Annotated in this window: 14 protein-coding genes; 1 reads left to right on the top strand and 13 read right to left on the bottom strand. The window is 59.7% G+C overall.

What is annotated here, in order from left to right:
• Positions 1-9 precede the first annotated feature (9 nt).
• The 5 genes from ABEB25_RS02065 to ABEB25_RS02045 form a co-directional block, all read right to left on the bottom strand.
• Positions 10-510, bottom strand: coding sequence for an RNA pyrophosphohydrolase (locus ABEB25_RS02065; protein WP_345734719.1), 501 nt, complete (start codon positions 508-510; stop codon positions 10-12).
• Positions 511-563: 53 nt separating this feature from the next.
• Positions 564-1,094, bottom strand: coding sequence for a 2-amino-4-hydroxy-6-hydroxymethyldihydropteridine diphosphokinase (gene folK, locus ABEB25_RS02060; protein WP_345734718.1), 531 nt, complete (start codon positions 1,092-1,094; stop codon positions 564-566).
• 19 nt (positions 1,095-1,113) lie between these two features.
• Positions 1,114-1,851 (bottom strand): 4-hydroxy-tetrahydrodipicolinate reductase, encoded by a 738-nt coding sequence (gene dapB / locus ABEB25_RS02055; RefSeq protein ID WP_345734717.1) that lies wholly within the window; start codon positions 1,849-1,851, stop codon positions 1,114-1,116.
• Positions 1,852-1,893: 42 nt separating this feature from the next.
• Positions 1,894-3,243 (bottom strand): MFS transporter, encoded by a 1,350-nt coding sequence (locus tag ABEB25_RS02050; RefSeq protein ID WP_345734716.1) that lies wholly within the window; start codon positions 3,241-3,243, stop codon positions 1,894-1,896.
• 132 nt (positions 3,244-3,375) lie between these two features.
• Positions 3,376-4,806 carry a hypothetical protein gene (locus ABEB25_RS02045; RefSeq protein ID WP_345734715.1) on the bottom strand — a complete coding sequence of 477 codons (1,431 nt, stop codon included), beginning with the start codon at positions 4,804-4,806 and terminating at the stop codon, positions 3,376-3,378.
• Between the two features lie 201 nt (positions 4,807-5,007).
• On the opposite strand from ABEB25_RS02045, the gene ABEB25_RS02040 reads away from it, so the two are divergent.
• Complete coding sequence (locus ABEB25_RS02040) at positions 5,008-5,391, top strand: hypothetical protein (RefSeq protein ID WP_345734714.1); 384 nt, start codon at positions 5,008-5,010, stop codon at positions 5,389-5,391.
• Between the two features lie 57 nt (positions 5,392-5,448).
• Here ABEB25_RS02040 and ABEB25_RS02035 read toward each other — a convergent pair whose 3' ends face one another.
• The 8 genes from ABEB25_RS02035 to ABEB25_RS02000 form a co-directional block, all read right to left on the bottom strand.
• The gene (locus tag ABEB25_RS02035; protein ID WP_345734713.1) at positions 5,449-7,296 is read right to left on the bottom strand and encodes a heparinase II/III domain-containing protein; all 1,848 of its coding nucleotides are present in this window, start codon (positions 7,294-7,296) and stop codon (positions 5,449-5,451) included.
• Between the two features lie 3 nt (positions 7,297-7,299).
• The gene (locus ABEB25_RS02030; RefSeq protein WP_345734712.1) at positions 7,300-9,447 is read right to left on the bottom strand and encodes a bi-domain-containing oxidoreductase; all 2,148 of its coding nucleotides are present in this window, start codon (positions 9,445-9,447) and stop codon (positions 7,300-7,302) included.
• 30 nt (positions 9,448-9,477) lie between these two features.
• Positions 9,478-11,889 carry an aminotransferase class I/II-fold pyridoxal phosphate-dependent enzyme gene (locus ABEB25_RS02025; RefSeq protein ID WP_345734711.1) on the bottom strand — a complete coding sequence of 804 codons (2,412 nt, stop codon included), beginning with the start codon at positions 11,887-11,889 and terminating at the stop codon, positions 9,478-9,480.
• Between the two features lie 16 nt (positions 11,890-11,905).
• Positions 11,906-12,706 carry a PHP domain-containing protein gene (locus tag ABEB25_RS02020; RefSeq protein ID WP_345734710.1) on the bottom strand — a complete coding sequence of 267 codons (801 nt, stop codon included), beginning with the start codon at positions 12,704-12,706 and terminating at the stop codon, positions 11,906-11,908.
• Positions 12,707-12,782: 76 nt separating this feature from the next.
• Positions 12,783-13,580 (bottom strand): hypothetical protein, encoded by a 798-nt coding sequence (locus ABEB25_RS02015; RefSeq protein WP_345734709.1) that lies wholly within the window; start codon positions 13,578-13,580, stop codon positions 12,783-12,785.
• A gap of 105 nt (positions 13,581-13,685) precedes the next feature.
• The gene (locus tag ABEB25_RS02010; RefSeq protein ID WP_345734708.1) at positions 13,686-14,861 is read right to left on the bottom strand and encodes an acyltransferase family protein; all 1,176 of its coding nucleotides are present in this window, start codon (positions 14,859-14,861) and stop codon (positions 13,686-13,688) included.
• Entirely contained in the window at positions 14,851-16,548 is a 1,698-nt protein-coding gene (locus ABEB25_RS02005) for an exosortase/archaeosortase family protein (protein WP_345734707.1), read from the bottom strand. Before ABEB25_RS02005 ends, ABEB25_RS02010 begins: the two co-directional genes overlap by 11 nt.
• Complete coding sequence (locus ABEB25_RS02000) at positions 16,545-17,552, bottom strand: glycosyltransferase family 4 protein (RefSeq protein WP_345734706.1); 1,008 nt, start codon at positions 17,550-17,552, stop codon at positions 16,545-16,547. The genes ABEB25_RS02005 and ABEB25_RS02000 overlap by 4 nt, the downstream gene beginning before the upstream one ends.
• Positions 17,553-17,561 lie beyond the last annotated feature (9 nt).

Here is a 17,561-nt window from a genome sequence, read left to right as displayed (position 1 = left end):
AGAATGACATCACCCCGCAGCGGGTGCCAACTCCAGGCCAAAGAAATCCAAGAACACCTGGCGGTAAACAGCCCGTTTGAACTTGGGCACCCAGGACATTTGAAATTCATCGGGCCGGATCCAGCGCCAGCGGCTGAACTCCTGATGTGTGGCCGCCAAGTTCACATCGCTGTCCTGGCCCAGGAAGAGGCAGCGGAAGTAGCTCTGATCCTGCCCGCCGTAGATGCCATACTTCAGACGCCCTTTGGCAAAGGCATAACGATAACCATCGCGACGCTCCAGCAACTGCACCTTGTCAGGCGTGACGCCGATCTCCTCCGCCATTTCCCGATACATGGCCGTGAGGGCATCTTCGCCATCGTCAATGCCACCCTGGGGAAACTGCCAGGCCCCAGGAATGTTAATCCGCTCAGCAACGAAGATTTCACCCCGTTCGTTGGTCAGGATGATGCCGACATTGGGACGATAAAGAATGGGGATGGCGATGGGCTGGGCGTGGCTTTCAGACATGAGGGGGGCGGCACAAAATACTTCTTCGCGGCAGGCTGTCACCTGCGGGATCATCAAGCGGGTAGATGATATTTCCAGAGACCAACAAAACGAACACTTTCTGGATCGTCTGTGAGGGCCTCCATGGCCTGCCTAATGGTGAACGACAGACCGGGAAGTTTCAGGCCAGGGCGGATCTCCACCAGCGGCTGCAAGACGAACCGACGCATATGCAGGCGCGGATGAGGCACCGTCAGCACAGGGTCTTCACTGGCATAATCACCCGCATACAGCAGATCCAGATCCAAGGTGCGCGGGGCATTGCGGGCCCGTTCCGCAGGCCTGCCCATGAGAGCTTCCACCGCCACCAGATGCGCGTGCATTTCAACCGGCGAGAAAGGTGCCTGGAGCTCGATCACCGTGTTCAAAAACGCCTGCGTGCCAGGCGCACAGTCCACAGGCTCCGTTTCATAAAGCGAGGCACCCGCCACCAGCCGCGCCTCCGGCATGAGCTGTAGCAGTTCCCCCACCCCGCGTTCCAGATTGTCCCGGCGGTCTCCTAGATTGGAGCCCAGAGCAATGCCGAACGCGGTGACGGGATTCATGGCAGGAGCACGAAGCCGTTTACTTCAGCCCCAGCACATCCTGCATGTCATAAAGTCCTGCTGGCTTGTCCGCCAGCCAGCGGGCCGCACGCACAGCGCCACCGGCAAAGGTGTCGCGGCTGCTGGCCTTGTGGGTCAGTTCCACACGCTCACCTAGATTGGCGAAAACGACGGTGTGATCCCCGACGACATCACCACCACGGAGGGCGTGGACACCGATCTCCTTGGGAGTGCGAGCACCCACGTCGCCAAAGCGGCCATGGCGGCAGTCCGTATCATAGTCCAGACCGCGCACACCGGCCAGAATCTCCACCAGGGTACGCGCCGTGCCGCTGGGGGAATCCTTCTTCATGCGGTGGTGCATCTCCACCACTTCGAGATCAAAGTCCGGTCCGAGAAGCTCAGCCGCTTTGCGGGTCAGCCAGAAAAGCGTGTTCACGCCGACGCTGAAATTCGAGGCAAAGACCACCGGAATGGTTTTGGACGCTTCCTTGATCAAAGCCAGCTCTTCATCCGTGTGGCCCGTGGTGCCGATGACCAGGCCCTTGCCCAGGCGCAGCGACTCCGCCAGCAACTCTTTGGTGAAATGATGCGAGGAAAAATCAATGGTGCAGGAGCACTTCGGCAGCGCCTCCGAAAGGGAGTCACCCACATCCATGGATGCCCCGACAGCCACGCCCTGGGCCTCCGCTGCACTGATGACTGCCTGGCCCATGCGGCCCTTGCAGCCTGTCACAAGAAGTTTGAATTCGCTCATAAGAGCCGTGGAGATAGCCGTTTCTGGCCTGGACGCAACTGTTCAGGTGGGCTCGGTCGTCTTCGGATTGCGTGCGCCCAGCCCCAGGAAGAAGACAATGACCGAGGCCACCAGCATGGAGCTGCCCAGGAAGTAAAAGCCGCTGGTGTAGGAGCCGGTGTTCGTTTTGATCCAGCCAATGATGGACGGCCCCACGGCACCGCCGAGATTGCCCACCGAATTGATGAGGCCAATGCTGCCTGCTGCGGCGGCTTCTGCCAGGAACAGGCTGGGCAACGACCAAAACGCGGGCATGTAGGTCTTGAATCCGGCGAAGGTCACCATCAGGCAGACCATCGTCCAGAACAGGTTACCATACGTGAGCGGGGCCAGCAGCATGGCAAAACCGCCGATGGCAATGGGCACACAGGCATGCAGGCGGCGCTCCTGAAATCGGTCCGAGCTCCAGCCACCGAAAAGCTGCCCGCACAGGGCGAGCAACGGCGGCAGCACAATGAGCCAGGTGAACTGATCCCGGCTGACGGCATACCAGTCCTTCACCACGCTGGGCATGAACAACTCCATGCTGTGGCTACAGGTGGTGATGAAGAAATAGGCCGCGCAAAGCAGCAGCACCTTGGGATGCGAAAAGGCCTCCATCAGGGTCATGCGCTTGCCTTTGGTCTTGAGCTGGCGCTCGCGATCCAGTTCGGCCTCCAGAGCATCGCGCTCCTCCTGCGTCAGCCAAGTGGCCTGACGAGGGCGATCCGTCAGCAGCCAGAGCACCCCGATGCCCAGCACGACCGCGGGAATGGCCCACAGAATGTACACCCACTGCCAGCCGACGAGGCCCAGCAGCTTCGGATGCACCAGCGTTTCCCCATTGGCCATGACCTCCGTGGTGCCGTATTTCAGCACCCAGTTGGAGATGGGGCTGAGCATCTGGGCAAAGGGCGTGGCGACCAGGAAGTAGGACAGCGCCTTGGCCCGATCCCGCGAAGTGAACCAGTGCGTCAAGTAAACGATGACGCCTGGGAAGAAACCCGCCTCGGCCAGCCCGAGCAAAAAGCGCACGGTGTAAAACTCCACCGGAGTGCGGACAAAGGCGGTCAAGCCCGCCATCATCCCCCAGGTGACCATGATGCGGCAAATCCACTTGCGGGCGCTCCAGCGTTCCACCATCAGAGTGCCGGGCACTTCCAGCAGGAAGTAGCCGATGAAAAACAGGCTGCTGCCAAAGCCGATCACCGCATCGGTGAAGTCCGGCATGTCCTTCATCATCGTCAGCTTCGCCACCGCCACATTCACGCGGTCCACATAGGCGATCATGTAGCTGATGAAGAGAACGGGCAGCAAGCGACGGAAGGCCTTCCGCCGGGCGCGGTCGAGTGGGGAGGTGGAATCAGCAGCCATGAGATTGGAAAAGGCGCGATGCTAGCAACCCAGGAACGAATGGCTAGATAAATGCGCTTTTAGTACAGGCCGCTGAGTACGTCAAAATGAAGACGGCTCTTCCCCTGAAATGACGACGTCTCAGAAAGAAGATCAGGCGCTGGCCGCCAGCTTTTCCAAATCCGCCCGGGTGGTCTCGTAGGTCGTTGCAAACTCCAGCGCCTGCGGATCTGGCTGTATGCCCTGGCGCTCGCAGAAGATTTGGTAAAGCCCCGGCCACCAGTTGCGGTGCTGCGTCTTTCCCTCGTCCTTCCAGGCGCTCCAGTTGCTGAGCACCTTGCTCCAGCAGGCGCTGCCAAAATCAATGGCCTCCTTTTGATCCCCGAAGGCACTGACATACCAGTCGCGGCCGATGCGCGCATGCAGCACCTCATCCGCCCAGTCATAGTCCTGGAAGAGCTTGCTCAGTTCATCACCGGAATCGGCGCCCACTTCCCATTCGAAGCGCTTGCCCGTCTTGGTCATCAGCCCTTGCTCGATGAAATACAGCACCGCATGCCGCTCCCAGGGCAGGAGCTGTGAATTGAGGCCCAGCGACCAGGTGAAGTTCACCATCACGTGCTTGGGCCAGTCGATACCCAGCTTCACAAAGCCCACCTCCCCCATCATCGCGTGGCGTGCCTCATCCCAGAGCTGGCGCGTCATGTCCCGGTAGTAACCCCAGGGCTTGCCGACCGTCTCGGTCAGGATTGTGGCCATCATCTCCGGCACATCAATCTCACGCAGCCGCTTGTAGTACATCATCAGCGTTTTGTCCCGGCTTTGAAAACGCGGGTCGTAAAGGAACTCCTCTGCATGCACGCCCATGTTATAGGGATCGGGAAAGCGGTCGTCACGTTTCGGCAGTTTCTCATGGGGCCGAGGGTTCAGGCTGTAGTGAAGACGCAGGGTGAAGGGCTGTTTCTCTGCCGCGCCATCGAGATCCCCTGCCGCATCCAGCAACGATTGCAAGAGCACCTCCCATCCCGCCTCCTGCTGGTTCTGCGCCTCATCCACCAGGCACGTCAATGCCTGGGCTCCGTACTCCACCACTTCGGCGATTTCCAATGCTGCGAATCGGCAGATGCGCAGGCTGGGGTGGTCACTCAGCGGATTGGTCTCCGCGACGTGCCGCTGCAGGCCCCGCAAAAGCGCAGGAAATGCATGCCCGTAGAGACCAATGAGCAGGGCGCCGGTCGTCGGTGCGTTTTGGATCTCATTAAAAAAGAGCTCCAGATGCGGGTCCGGGATCTTTTCCAGCCCCAGCGGTGGCGTGCGCATTTCCGCCACCCGTTCCCGCATGGAGGTACAGTGCTCCGCGCAATAGTGGCTGTGCAGGCTGAAGGCCATCTTCAGCTCATAAAGAGGCTCCGCCGTCAGCCGCGCCTGGAGGATCTGCATCAGCCGCTTCAAGGCAAAGTGATAGCGTTTGATACGATCCACACTCTCATCCACCCCGAGGCCAGGTTTGGCGGCTTCCTCAAAGGAGGCAAGTCCTGCCAGCGGGGGCAAATTCAGGTACGAAGTGTAGCTTGAGACGCTCATTATTATTCATCTTCGTCTCACTGGGGCTTCCGAAACAAGTCCAAGTCAAAAGGCACAGACAAGCGGGCAATTTTTACCAAGGGGACATTCTCATTGTTGCAAACTCCGAGCGATTCAGCCAAAGAACCCTCAAAATCATTTTAAACGGTATATTAATTTTGAAATTTATAGAATTGGCGTCTAAATTTCAAAAAGTTAACCATGACCCTGCCTGCACTGCCCGATCTCACCACACCCCAAGACGACCTCGCCGCGGTGAAGGCGCGTCTCATTGCTGTGCGGGCTTCGCTGCAAAAAGCCTGTCAGGAACTGGATGCTCAGATCCAGGCGCTGGACGAGCTTTATGCCTCACCTCCTCGCGAGGTAGCCGTTCCCAATCTTTTTGAAACCGAGCCTGTGCCGCCGATCAGCGACACGCCGCCGCAGGCCGCCTGGCATGAGCAGCCGACCACTAGCATCGTCATGGAAGCCACTGCGCCAACAGCCCTGGATCCTGCGCTGGAGCAGGCCACCCTGGAAGAACTGAACAAGGCACTTTCCAAGGCCTTTTCCCAGATTTCCGGTCGTCATCAGTGGGCAGGATGAGCACAAAAAAAGACACGAGGTCAAACGTGTCTTGGCCCAGGAAAATGGAGAAGGCGGTTACGGCATTCTGACCAAACTGAAAGTCAGTCGGCCCTTGAGGCTTCTCAGCATCAGACAACTCGCCATTTCGATGCTGCCGTAGGCCGGGGACACACGACACTCCGTCAATGCGTCCCGCTGCCCAGAAACATCAGCCTTGAGAAGCCAGCGTTTGGCCCCACGCCGGATCACCCAGTCCGCACCGTCTTCAGGCGAAGCTGGCAGCACTTGACATTGCGGGCTGAAGATGAGCCTGACGCTGAAGGTCTGGCCACCTGCTTCCACATCCTGAACAGTCACCGTTCCGTCTTGGATGGAGACCGATCTTTGGAACGCGTGGCCTTCATGGCCAAAGGTGGCTTCAAGAGATGACTCGCCTGCTTTGACAGAGGGGGCCGCATGATGCTGCATCCATAAAAAAGCCCCCATTCTTCGCGGTGTCTGGAAACCGCGCACTGGCTGCGGCCCGTTGTGGGCCGTCCAGGCAGCCAGCTCGGCACGCAGCTCCTTGTGGCCATAGTAGCCCCCCGTGCCGGGATCAATCAGCAGCGCCTCCCCATCATCCCACACCGAAACATGGAGGGCATCCCCGTGACCATGGGCCGCTAGGGCCCCGAAGCCGAGGGGGGAAGCATCCAGACGGACCATCCATCCATTCACGGCGGCCACGGCCATGCCACTGGGTGAAAAGGCACGGTGCGCTGGCGGTCGTGCCATCTGCGGCCCACAACCTAACCAATAATGCAACACACCTTCCTTACCCTCAAGCCAATCCAGCCACTCCTGCGTGGCATTTTTCCGGTGGAGAGTGATGGGCAGGACCTGGGCATCGTCATTGTCACCGAATTCCCAGGTTTCACCGCCCTGGGCCAATGACTGAAAATAAGCAGCAGCCGCTAGTAGTCGGTCATGCACAGCTCCGGCTTTGCACCCCACCGTCATGACGGCGAGCCAGGCGAGATCAAAAGCGAACAGGTGATAGTGGAGGGCCTGCTCTTTCGAGCCTCCGTCCGGGGCAAACTGATGCAACACTTCCTTCCCAAGAAGGTCCCAGGCCACATCCGCCGGGCAGCTCATTGAGGCCAGGCACGGCCAGCGCGAGGTGGCCACCACAAGAGCCGACAGTTCCCCTAACAAATGATTGTTTGCCGAAGATCCTGCCGAGCGGTAACGCCAGATCCAGGCGGCATGCACCGGCACCAGCCGTTTCACCAGCAGTGCCTGCGCGGTCCTCACCATCTCCGCCCCCTGCCCTTTCACCGCCTCTTGGACGATGGCGTCAAACCAAGTAAAATTGATCAGGCGCAGGGCCGCTTCCAGCGGGCTCGTCCAGTTGATGCCAAGGCCCGGCGGGTTGCGCTCGCACCAGTCCTCCAGCCATACCTGGGCGGTGCGGATGGCCGGGAGGTCGTCATTGAGCCAGCCATGCATGGCCAGACGGGTCATCTCGGCCCAGCGGTTGATTTCCCAGATGGTCCTGGCATCTGCGCCATCGGGCAACTGGCGATGATTCAGACGATGCGCCGGTTTCTCCGGGGCAATCACCACGCCGCAAACAGCATCGCGATGCCAGCAGGGCGGGGCTCCGACTTCCACCTCGCGCCAGCCAAAGAGCTGCCATTGACCTGCCTGGAGCCGGCGCGCCTCATCCGCCAGATGCGCCCGCAGTTCCATCGTCGCGGCAGCCTTCTCAGGCAACCGTGGGGAATTCACAGACGCACGTCCAGGGTCCGCTTCCTCCAGCCTCTTCAAGAAAGAGGGCTGGGTCCACTGCCGCCACCGCTCCTGCACGCGATGACTCACCTCAGCTGGCGTCATGGCCTGAAAACGGCGGGCGTACCAGGTGATGGATTTCAGCAGGCTCATCCGTCAAAGGGCGATTGCGGCTCCTTGCTGAAGGCTTTCCAGCACCGCAAAGGTGAGCCTCGTGCTTTGCCGGATGTCCGCATAGCTCATGGGATGCTCCGCCGTTCCCTGAAGATAGGCCGCCCAGGACTGCATCTCCTCCGCATGACCCTTGGATGAAAAGGAGCGGGCACTGCGCTTGCGGTTTTGGAAGAGCGTCAGCTTTTGGAAGTTCTCACACTCGGCCACCAGCCCGGAGGCAAAAACGCGGAAGCTTTCCTTGGGGAAGGCAAAGTCGCCTTCGGCTGAATAAATGACCTGGGCCGAAGAACCATCCGCAAACTCGATCTGGGCCGTTACTGAATCTGGAGTAGCGGGACGGCCCACGGTCTGCGCCATCACCTTCACGGGACGACCTAACAGGAAGCATGAAAAGTCAAAAAAGTGGCAGGCTTCCCCCAGGATGCGTCCGCCGCTTTCCTCCACATTGGCATACCAATGATCCGGGGCCAGCGGCCCGGCAAAGACATGAAACGCCAGGGTCTTCGACCCCGGCAAGGTGCCCAGCAGCTTTTTCAATTCGACAGCGGCGGGGGCAAAACGGCGATTGAACCCCACCATCACACTGCCCGTGGTCCCCGCCATGGCCGCATCCACCTGCTCCAATTCCTGGCGGGTCAGGCAAAGAGGTTTCTCCACAAAGACCTGGTGACCTGCGGCCAATCCCCGGAGAACCAGCGGTGCGTGCAAATGATGGCGGGTGCCGATCATCAGGGCACGGCCTGGCTTGGCAAAAACGCCCTCGGCATCCGTCTCCGCTTGGCTGAAACCAAACTTCTCCTTCACATGGCGGGCACTGAGACCCGTGGCGTTGACGATGCTGCCCAGAACTACGCGGCCCTTCAGATGAGGCAGTAGCATCGTGCGGGCAAAATTCCCCGCACCGATGACATCCAGCCCCGGAGCTGGAACGCTGAGCCGGGAGGCACCTGCCTTTGCAACCTCCGAGTGACTAACCAAGGATGCCACACGAGAATCTGACATCTCCTGCGCCGCCCCATACTCCAGCACCACACCGATGTCCGCATTGCCCGCCTGCATCAGCGCATCATAAACAGACACCGCCTCCGCAAAACGGGAACGCCGGGTAGTGACAGGCGCGAGGTATAGCTGACCCGATTTCATCAATTGCAGGCAGGCTTCAAAATTGCGGTTCTCCGTCCAGCGCACATAGCCGATGGGGTAATCCTTCCCTCCCCACTCATACTGCGGATCATACCGCCCCGGGCCGTAGCTGCGGGAATAGCGCACCTGAATGTCCTTCATGTAGGCAGTCTTCCACGACAGCTCAGCATCATAAATGCCGACGATGACCATAACGCCGCGATCCCGCAGGCAGGCGATGGCGGTGTCTGCCGCATCGCTTCCCTGCCCCCCCACACAAAGCAGCACGGCATCCACCCCGTCGCCATCGGTCCATTCACGCACGGCCTCGGCCAGCTTCGTCTGGCCAGGATTGACCACTCGTTCCGCCCCCAGTTTTAAGGCAGTATCGAGACGAGACCCCACATAGTCCGCACCCATGACACGAACGCCGGAAGCCCGCAAAAGGCTGGTCGCCAAAAGGCCAACAAGCCCCTGGCCGAGCACCAGCACCCGGTCTCCCAGTTGCGTTCCGGCCTGCCGCACGGCCTGCATCGAAATGGCGCTGAGCGTGGTGTAGGCCGCCTGCCAGTCCTCCACGCCGTCCGGAATTCTCGAGGCCAGCAAGTCCGGCACGGCGATCATTTCCGCGTGAAAGGCGCACTCCGCACCTCCGCAGGCCACGCGATCCCCCACCCGGAAGCGGGAGTTCATCTCATCCACCGCCACCACCACCCCTGCGGCCGAGTAGCCTAAGGGCGACGGGGATTCCAGACGGTTGCGCACCTTTTCCATCGCTGCTTTCCAGCCCAGGGTGCGGGCCGTATCCAGCACCTTTTTGACCTGGTCTGGCCTTGCCTTGGCCTTTTGCAGCAGGGACATGCGCGCCTGCTCCACCTTCATTTTTTCAGTGCCGGGAGAGATAACCGAGCAGGTCGTCCGCACCAGGATTCCCCCAGGAGGCGGCACAGGCAGGGGCACGTCCTGCAGTTCGAGGCGGCCATCCTGATATTGGGCGAGTTGAAGCATGGAAAGTAAGGAGATTTAATCTAGAGCCTTTCAGCCATCCGTCATCTCACCAGCGGCCTGGGCGCGCCAATATTCTTCAAACATCGCGATCAGGCAGTCGGTGCTTTCCTTTCCGCCAATGGTGATGCGTACACTGTCGGCCAACTGGCCGGAGCGGTCGCGAATCAAAATACCCTTGGCTTCAAACCAACGCGCTAGGGCTGATGCCTGCGGCATTTGGAAAAGAACAAAATTGCCATGAGAAGGGAAGCATTTCACCTGATGCGACTGAAGAAAGGCAATGAAACGGCTGCGCTGCACCTTCACTTCCTCGATGTGCGCCTTCACCTGGGGCCAGTCTTCCAGCACGGTCTGGGCAGCGACTTGAGCAAAAGTGGTTAGGTGCTTGGGGTTGGCGACCCGGCGAATCGTCTCGATCACCCCCACGTCGCCCAGGAGGTAGCCCACGCGCAGCCCCGCCAACCCAAAGGCCTTGGAAAAAGTGCGCACGATGACGAGGTTCGAAAACTGGCTGATGAGGGAAACACAGTCCGTTTCGGCAAACTCGGCGTAGGCTTCATCCACCACCACCAGGGCGGACTCTTTGGCCGCCGCTGAGCAAATCGCCGCAATGCTTTCAGGAGAAAGCACGTAGCCGATCGGGTTGTTTGGATTCGTCAGGTAAATCAGCCGAGGGAGTTCCGCCTGGATCGTGCGCAGCATTTCCTGCAGCGGATACTCGCCCTCGCCATTGAAGGTGAAATGCAGGGCCTGACCGCCCCGCTGTTCCGCCACTGCGCGGAAATTGTCGTACCCAGGGGCGACGATCATCACCTTGTCCCCGCTGGTGACATAACATTGAGTGAGGTAAGCCAGGGCCATGTCGGACCCATGCGTGGCCAGCAGATTGGCCTCGGCCACCTGATGATGCGTAGCCAGGGCCTGATGCAGCGCAGCCGGGTAGGCCTCAGGGTACCAGATGATGGAATGCGGATCCTGCACCAGGGCCGCCAGCCGCGCCCGCACACGCTCCGAAGGCAGCCTGTCCGCCTCATTCCAATCGAGTTTGAGGATGTCCTCCCCTGCCCTGGAACGCGACCATGCGACCTGCGAGGACAGCACGTATTCTTTGCGCTCCTCCACAGCCTTGTTGGCCCGGCGTCGGACGACCACGGGCGTCTTGCCATCGCGGTTCGTTTCAAAACGCTGGTTGATGCGATACTCCACAGCCATGGCATCGCCAAACCGGGAACGCAGCTCTTCCTTCACCTTCGTGAAGGCAGGATGCCGCTCAAAGGTGCCCTCGGTGCTTTCGATGTTCACCACGATGTCCGATGCCCCATATTGGACGATCTGAAATCTCACCACCCCAGGGGCCGAACGGAAGACCGAGTAGAAATTCACCGAGGGCAGGCGGCGGCCATCGGGCGTGAGGATGACGTCATCTTTGCGCCCCTGCACACGGGCAAGCTTGCGAGGATAGAGGGTCGCCTCACTCTCCGAGGCATGGCGCGTGACGATGTCGCCCGTGTCATATCGGATGAAGGGCATCACCGGATTTTGCAGGCTGGTGGCGATGAGGCGGCAGTCGCCTGGAGCCAGGGTGTCATCCGGCAAAAACTCCGCATGACCATACTGCCAGACGATATTCAGCCCATCATGATCCGCCCCTTCATAGGCGACGAGGGTGGGCTCCGTCATGCCATACCAGTCAAAGAGGATCTTGCCAAACACGCGCTCGATGGCCTCGCGTTCGTGAAGAGCTAACGTTTCGGACGCCGTGAACAAACCCTTCACTGAAGGCAACTTCTGGCCTGTGCGCTCCAGATATTCTGCCAGCACCAGGAGGGAAGAAGGATAAGTGCGGATGAACTTGGGCTGAAAGTCCTGGATGGCCCGCATGTACTCCTCCGCCAGACGCGGGGAGAAATGATAGGCCGACATGAACAGCGTGTTCTGCGCCTTGTCATGAATCCACAGCGGGTCCCCGACACGGGATGGAACGTAACTGCGCAGCGCCAGGAAAGGATCGCGAAAACGATACCCGGCCTGCGCCCACATTTCATACATGCAGGCATAGTCGAGCGCGATGTAGCTCTCGTTCAGCAGCATGCGCATGGGCTTGCCCGTGGTGCCACTCGTCTCGGCATAGGCGCTTAGGCGGCGGTAACGCGGGTCCACGAGGTCCTCAAAACGCTCGCGGATGATCTCCTTGGTCAGCACCGGCAGCTTCGCCAAAGTCTGCGGACCTTCGAAGTCGGTACGGGGGTCAAAACCGATGCCTTTAAACACCTCCGCATAATAACGGGTGCCCTCATAGGCGGCGACGAGGGTCTTCTGCATCTGCTTGCGGATCCAGGCTTGGCGCTGATCCTCCGACCAGGTGCGGGTGCGCTTCAAAAAGGACTGGTAGGTCCACCAGCCGTGAAGCTGGGCCAATTTGCGGATGGACTTTTTATGCATGGTCGGTGGCAGGATGCTAGGCGATCTCGGTGAGCGAGTGCGGCCGATTTCCCTGACGGGCATTCCAATAAAGGCGGTAGGCTTTTTTCGCCAGCGGAAGCAGCGGCTTCGGCACCTGGACAAAGCGCTTCACGGCGTAGTATCCCGAGGCATACTTGCGCTCGCCCGAACTGGCGTGCTGGGCCTTGGCGAGGATATGGAATGGAGTGCGGCGGGCCAGCATGGCGCGAACGGTCGCCTCGGCCGAGCCGCAGACCTCCATCTCGTTCACACACTGGCCCACATCGGCCTCATAATGAGCGTCGCTGCCGCCAAAGATGCCACAGGGCAAGCCCGGCATGTCCTCACGCATGCGTGTGTTGTCTGCGTGGCTGCCTTTGGCATTGTGGATTTCAAAGGCATCGACCGAGGCCAGGCCGGAAAAGCCAAGACCACGCGGGCCTAACAAACCGTCTTTCAAGCGATACGGATGCGGCACCAGCACCAGGCCGCCCTGGGCGTGAATCTCATCCATGACCGGCTGCAGTTCCGTGGAGGCAATGTCCCCCTGGAGAAAAAGGCCGATGATGTGGCATTTGTTGGCCAGCGTGCGCTCTTCACCAATGAGGATCTCCGTGGGCGAATTCTTCCTGCGAAACCATTTCTTGAATTCAAACGCTCCCACGGTGGTGTCGTGATCCGTGATGGCGATGATATCCAGCTTATGCAGACGGGCCGCCTTCAGCAGTCCATCCGGCGTGATCATGCCATCACTGGAGGCCGTGGTGTGGCAGTGCAGTTCCGCCCGCAACAGAGCGGATGTTTGGGAGAGCATCATGACTGCGAAAACCCCCTTAAAGGAAATGGAACCCGATCCTTTTCACCGGATCAGACACCCGGCCACAAGCCAGGAATCAGATCAGTCGGCGCCAGCGGCGAACCATCACGGCGAGCCCACAGCAGGCGATCAACAACGCCCCGCTAGGCTCAGGAACAGGCGCGACGATGATCAGCGCATCCTGCCAATTGTAATCGCTAGCAAGGGGATCGGTGTTGTTCAAAGAGTACAGCGTGTTGGCAATGTAGTAACTGTTGATCGCCGTGTAGGTGTCAAAAAAATTGGCCCCATCCTTGGACGCCACATCGGCCAGAATGCTCTGGTAAAGGTCCGAACGTGCAATGCCTGCAGCCGTCAGATCAAGCTCCCAGCGGTCTGCATAACCCGTCATGTCGGTGAAATCCACCTTGGTGGTCTTGCCGTAGGTCTCCGACAAGAAGTGCTGCACCACGGACATGGAATTGTAAAAGGCCTCGTTGTTGCCGTAATGGGCCGAGTTTTCACTGCCCTGCAGCAGCGCGCCGGGCGTGGTCAGGGTGCTAATCGGCAGGTAGCTGTCCAGCACATACTGCATCACGGACACCTGCTTGGCCAAAGCGGCCTGGGCGGCACCATTGGCGATGTAGTCGTCGCGACGCTCCGTATTTTGCTGATCCCAACCTTCCAGAAAACTGACAGCATTGGCAATAAAACCATCGCCAGGACCAGCGGCAGGTGTGCCTTCGGGCTCGATGCACAACCACCAAAAATGCTGGTCGTTGATGTCATAAACTCCGATATAACCATCATTGTCCACGCCGTTGAAAACGGATTGCCCCTTCAGAGAGGGGGCTGCCGATAACAAAAGCGCGCAAAACAAGACGATGTACTTCATAAGCCTAAGGTTCTCTAAATTTTATGATAAATCTAGGAGATATTGAATATTTTTTGAAATTTCTTTTTCGTCCAGGACTACATTGAGTAGTTGCTTGCGCAGGTCTTAGACTTTCACCGGGGGGCGAGTATTCCCCAGAAATGACGCCCGCCAGCGCATCGTCAGCCTTTCCAGCCGTGGCCCCAGCCAAGCCAGCAGCAGCAATACCACCCCGAACTCAAGGGCAGTATGCCACAGCGGGTGCTTGTGCACCCATTGCCCTGCGTATTCATCCACCCAATGGTCCAGAAGAAGAAGAAGCTGCATGTGCAGGATGTAACAGGGGTAGCTGAACTGGCCCAGCCAGGCGCACACAGGCCGCGCCCTGACCCAAGAAGCCAACCGAGCATGACGTGCACCCGCCAGGAAAAGCATCAGTCCCGGAATGGAACTCCAACCCGCCATGTGGACGGCCCAGGCTGGGTATTCCTTGAACTTCATCACGACAAGCAGCCCCTCAGACAGCAGACATAGCAGGATGGACATTTTCCAGGTGCGATGAGAAATCGAAAGCCTGTCACTGCCCCAGTTTGCCGCCAGCCAGGCCCCGCAAACCCAGACTGGAAAAAGCACCGCCACCGTCCAGGCCCCTTCCACAAAAGCGCTGGTCTCCATCTCATGCCCCACCTTCCACAGGACCATGATGCCGCCTATAACTAGGAGCACAGAAATCAGGGAGAAAGCCGAGGCCCGGCCCACGTGCCCACGCATCAAAAAGAGGATGATCGGCCAGGCGGCGTAATAGATCATCTCGCAGCTCAGGCTCCACGAGGTCTCATAGGCAGGAAAGGGCGTGGTAAAGATCTGCAGGCTGAACAGGCTGGCCGCCAGCTCCCGCCAAGGCGTGGCATTGTATCCTTCCCCGAAGTCCTCATGAAAGGCCCAGGCCAGCAGCGCCAGCCCCAGCCCCAGGAGGAACAAGGGATAAATGCGGGTGATCCGTGCCAGTGCGTACTGTTTCCAATTAAACTGCCCCCGGGCCAGGCTCTGGGAGATGGACTGGTGAATGCACACCCCAGAAATCATAAAAAAGCACCAGACCAAGAAACCTGCATGCCCCAGGCTGGCTCGTGCCCAGCGCCAGCCCTCCGGGTTGCTCGCATAGTTCCAGCCATAGGCATCCGAAACAGCCAGATCAAAGGCGTGAGTGAAAAGCACCAGAAGTGCCGCGATGCCGCGCAGGGCATCAATCAGCAGTTCGGTGTCCTTGTCCAGGCGTCTGGGGGCAGTCTCAACGGGCATGGGAAACCTCCGGCATCAGGGATTTTTGAAAACGGGGGGCCAGGTCGCGTATCAGCCCGGTAATGACTTCCATCGTCTCTTCTGAACCACGACGGCGCTGTCCGGTTTCGGACGGATCCAGATTTTCTGTTACCCAGGCGCTGATGCTCGGATAGGCCCAGCGATGATTGACATTGCGGCTGATGTTGTCCCAGCTACTGAGCCACACCCGTGTGGCATTGTGCGGTGTGGTGACATCCGTCCCCACAAACCAGTACACGTAATGCGCACGCAGCGGCTTGCGTGTGCCATCTGGGGCCACCCACACTCGCTCGATCAGCAGGTCCTTCACCTCCAGCACCTGTCCTGGGGCGATCTCCACTGGCACCACTCGCGAATTCAGAAGCGTCCACCCCTGCCCGTCCAGGCAAACTTCAGGACGGTGAATGCTGCGCCTTTCCGCCCCAGAGAGCACAAGCGTGACGTTGGCCACATCGCGCCATTCAGGCGAGGACAGCGTGCGATAGCGACGCTTCACAATCTCGGTATCCGCTGGCAGCAGTTCCTTTTCCACCTTGTCGGGGGCTTCCTCATCCCCGATGAAGCGGCCAATACCAGCAGGCAGTTCCATCAGAACCCCGGCCTCATTACCGGCCTTCACCTCGGGCGATAGACGGCAGGCCACCAGCGTGCCTGCCACCATCAAGGGTAGCAGCCCCAGGGCGATCCAGGAAAAAGCAGGCAGGGCTGCGGAGGGCGTGGCAGTCTCACGCGTGGCTGGCAAAGTGGGTTTGCCCAGCATACGGTTCATCAGTCCCCCAATCTTTTGCAACCCAGCAAGAGCCACCAGGTAAACGACGATGCCTGAGGCAAAATGGAAGTTGGAGACTTTCTGTTCGGCATTGCCGATGGCGAAGTCTGCCCCCCACAGGACGGTGCCGCCTAACAAAATGAAGATGCGCACCATGTTCGCCAGAATGGCCAGAGGAAAACTGCAGGCAAAAAGGGCCAGTCTCCTCCCCCAGGTCCGCTGACTGAAATAACCAAACAGGGCCGAGACCATCAGCAGCGCAAAGAGCGAGCGCATGCCGCTGCACGGCCCATCCACCCGCAGATGAAAGAGCTGCCCCAAAACACGCCCGGCCTCAGGATCAGGGGCGGAGACCAGGGCCGTGCCATCGCGGATCGTATCCACCTGCAGCAGGTTCAGTACGATGGAGACGCTCTCTACCATCAGCACCTGCAACCGATAGCCCAGCGTCTCTTCCAGAAACACCAGCGGCCACATGAATCCCAACATCAGCCAAGCGAAGAAAAGCCGTTTACCTTGCTCCCAACCCCACAGCCACAGCACGCTTCCGGCCAACAGACACTGCACGCCGAAAGCACCTAAGTAATAGTTGTTCGCCTTGTACCCTGCATAATAGAACAGCAAAGCCAAACCCGTGCCGACCAGTCCCCAAAGGCTGCCTTTGACCGGCAGTGCCGCCAGGGCTGCGCGCTGCCGCCAGACCAGCCAGGCAGCGATGATGGGAGCCAGGAAGCCGTGCTGCCAGGTGGGGTCCCTCCACCGGATCAACAGCTCTTGCCAAAGAGTGAGACGAAAGTCCCCATACCCCGCCGCATAGGGCTGCCAAAATAGCAGTGCCGTCAGTAGCAAGCCCAGCAGCGCCAGCACCTTTCCATGAGTGTGAGTGAAAGCCGTCATGCGTGCTGTAGTTCCTGGTAAATTTGGCGCAGGCCCAGCCAATGAGCGCGCCAGGTAAACCCCGCTGCACGCGCACGGCCTGCGGCGATGCATTGGTTTCGGGTTTCCGCATCCTTCAGCACCCGCAGGCACTGGGCAGTGGCTGCGCCCGCATCCTCAGGATCAAAACCCAGGCCAGCGTCCCCGGCCACCTCCGGCAGGCTGGTGGCGAGGCTGTAAACCACCGGGCATCCCGCCTGCATGGCCTCCAATACCGGCAGGCCAAACCCCTCCTGCAACGAAGGCACAAACGTCAAAGCCGCGCTGGCGTATGCCGCCGCGAGCTCCGCATCATTCACCAGGCCCAGCTCCACCAGTTCGCCATGCTGACGGATGGCCGCAGCCAGCGATGCTTCCAGCGAGGCCCCAGCACGGACGATGCAGACACGTTGTCCCTGCTCCGCCAGATGACGGGCCAGCGGAACCAGCATGCCGAGGTTCTTGCGAGGACGCGTGCCACCCACACTGAAGATAAATGGCGGCAGTGCGGCCAGTCGTCGGGTCATTCCGTCGTCCGGCATCGCCAGCTCTGAAGTGCCATTCGGCAGCACATGCAGCTTCTCCTCGGCGACCCCGAGCAACCGCTGCACCTCCCCGCGTGTATGCTGGGAGACGCACACCACCTTGTCCGCCCGTGCCACCCAGGCCACGGTCTTTTGAAAGCGTGTCCGTTGGGCCGGTGTCAGATCGGCGGGATCCGTGAGCGGGATGAGATCGTGCACGGTCACCACCGTTTTTACCTGCGCCCCCACACAGGCCAGGAGATCCGCAAAACTGTGATCCAGAACATGCAGCACGCCTTCTTTCACTTGGCCACGCACCTGCCACGGGTAGGCCACACGCCGAGTCCACTGCCTCAGTAGCCAAGACAGTGGTGCCCCCTCCACCGGGCCTGCCGTGACGAGTGAACTAACGTCCCTTTCCCCGGCCGATTCATTCCTCAGCGCCTGCCAGTAACGATTCATGCTCACCCA

The organism is Prosthecobacter algae, assembly GCF_039542385.1.
Lineage (GTDB): Bacteria > Verrucomicrobiota > Verrucomicrobiia > Verrucomicrobiales > Verrucomicrobiaceae > Prosthecobacter > Prosthecobacter algae.
The sequence above is the reverse complement of the archived record's forward strand: the minus strand, read 5'-3'. Positions and strand labels throughout refer to the sequence as shown.

Excerpts from the sequence above, each read along its gene's own strand:
- ABEB25_RS02065 (WP_345734719.1), bottom strand. The coding sequence starts at position 510 with ATGTCTGAAAGCCACGCCCAGCCCATCGCCATCCCCATTCTTTATCGT.
- folK (WP_345734718.1), bottom strand. The coding sequence starts at position 1,094 with ATGAATCCCGTCACCGCGTTCGGCATTGCTCTGGGCTCCAATCTAGGA.
- dapB (WP_345734717.1), bottom strand. The coding sequence starts at position 1,851 with ATGAGCGAATTCAAACTTCTTGTGACAGGCTGCAAGGGCCGCATGGGC.
- ABEB25_RS02050 (WP_345734716.1), bottom strand. The coding sequence starts at position 3,243 with ATGGCTGCTGATTCCACCTCCCCACTCGACCGCGCCCGGCGGAAGGCC.
- ABEB25_RS02045 (WP_345734715.1), bottom strand. The coding sequence starts at position 4,806 with ATGAGCGTCTCAAGCTACACTTCGTACCTGAATTTGCCCCCGCTGGCA.
- ABEB25_RS02040 (WP_345734714.1), top strand. The coding sequence starts at position 5,008 with ATGACCCTGCCTGCACTGCCCGATCTCACCACACCCCAAGACGACCTC.
- ABEB25_RS02035 (WP_345734713.1), bottom strand. The coding sequence starts at position 7,296 with ATGAGCCTGCTGAAATCCATCACCTGGTACGCCCGCCGTTTTCAGGCC.
- ABEB25_RS02030 (WP_345734712.1), bottom strand. The coding sequence starts at position 9,447 with ATGCTTCAACTCGCCCAATATCAGGATGGCCGCCTCGAACTGCAGGAC.
- ABEB25_RS02025 (WP_345734711.1), bottom strand. The coding sequence starts at position 11,889 with ATGCATAAAAAGTCCATCCGCAAATTGGCCCAGCTTCACGGCTGGTGG.
- ABEB25_RS02020 (WP_345734710.1), bottom strand. The coding sequence starts at position 12,706 with ATGATGCTCTCCCAAACATCCGCTCTGTTGCGGGCGGAACTGCACTGC.
- ABEB25_RS02015 (WP_345734709.1), bottom strand. The coding sequence starts at position 13,580 with ATGAAGTACATCGTCTTGTTTTGCGCGCTTTTGTTATCGGCAGCCCCC.
- ABEB25_RS02010 (WP_345734708.1), bottom strand. The coding sequence starts at position 14,861 with ATGCCCGTTGAGACTGCCCCCAGACGCCTGGACAAGGACACCGAACTG.
- ABEB25_RS02005 (WP_345734707.1), bottom strand. The coding sequence starts at position 16,548 with ATGACGGCTTTCACTCACACTCATGGAAAGGTGCTGGCGCTGCTGGGC.
- ABEB25_RS02000 (WP_345734706.1), bottom strand. The coding sequence starts at position 17,552 with ATGAATCGTTACTGGCAGGCGCTGAGGAATGAATCGGCCGGGGAAAGG.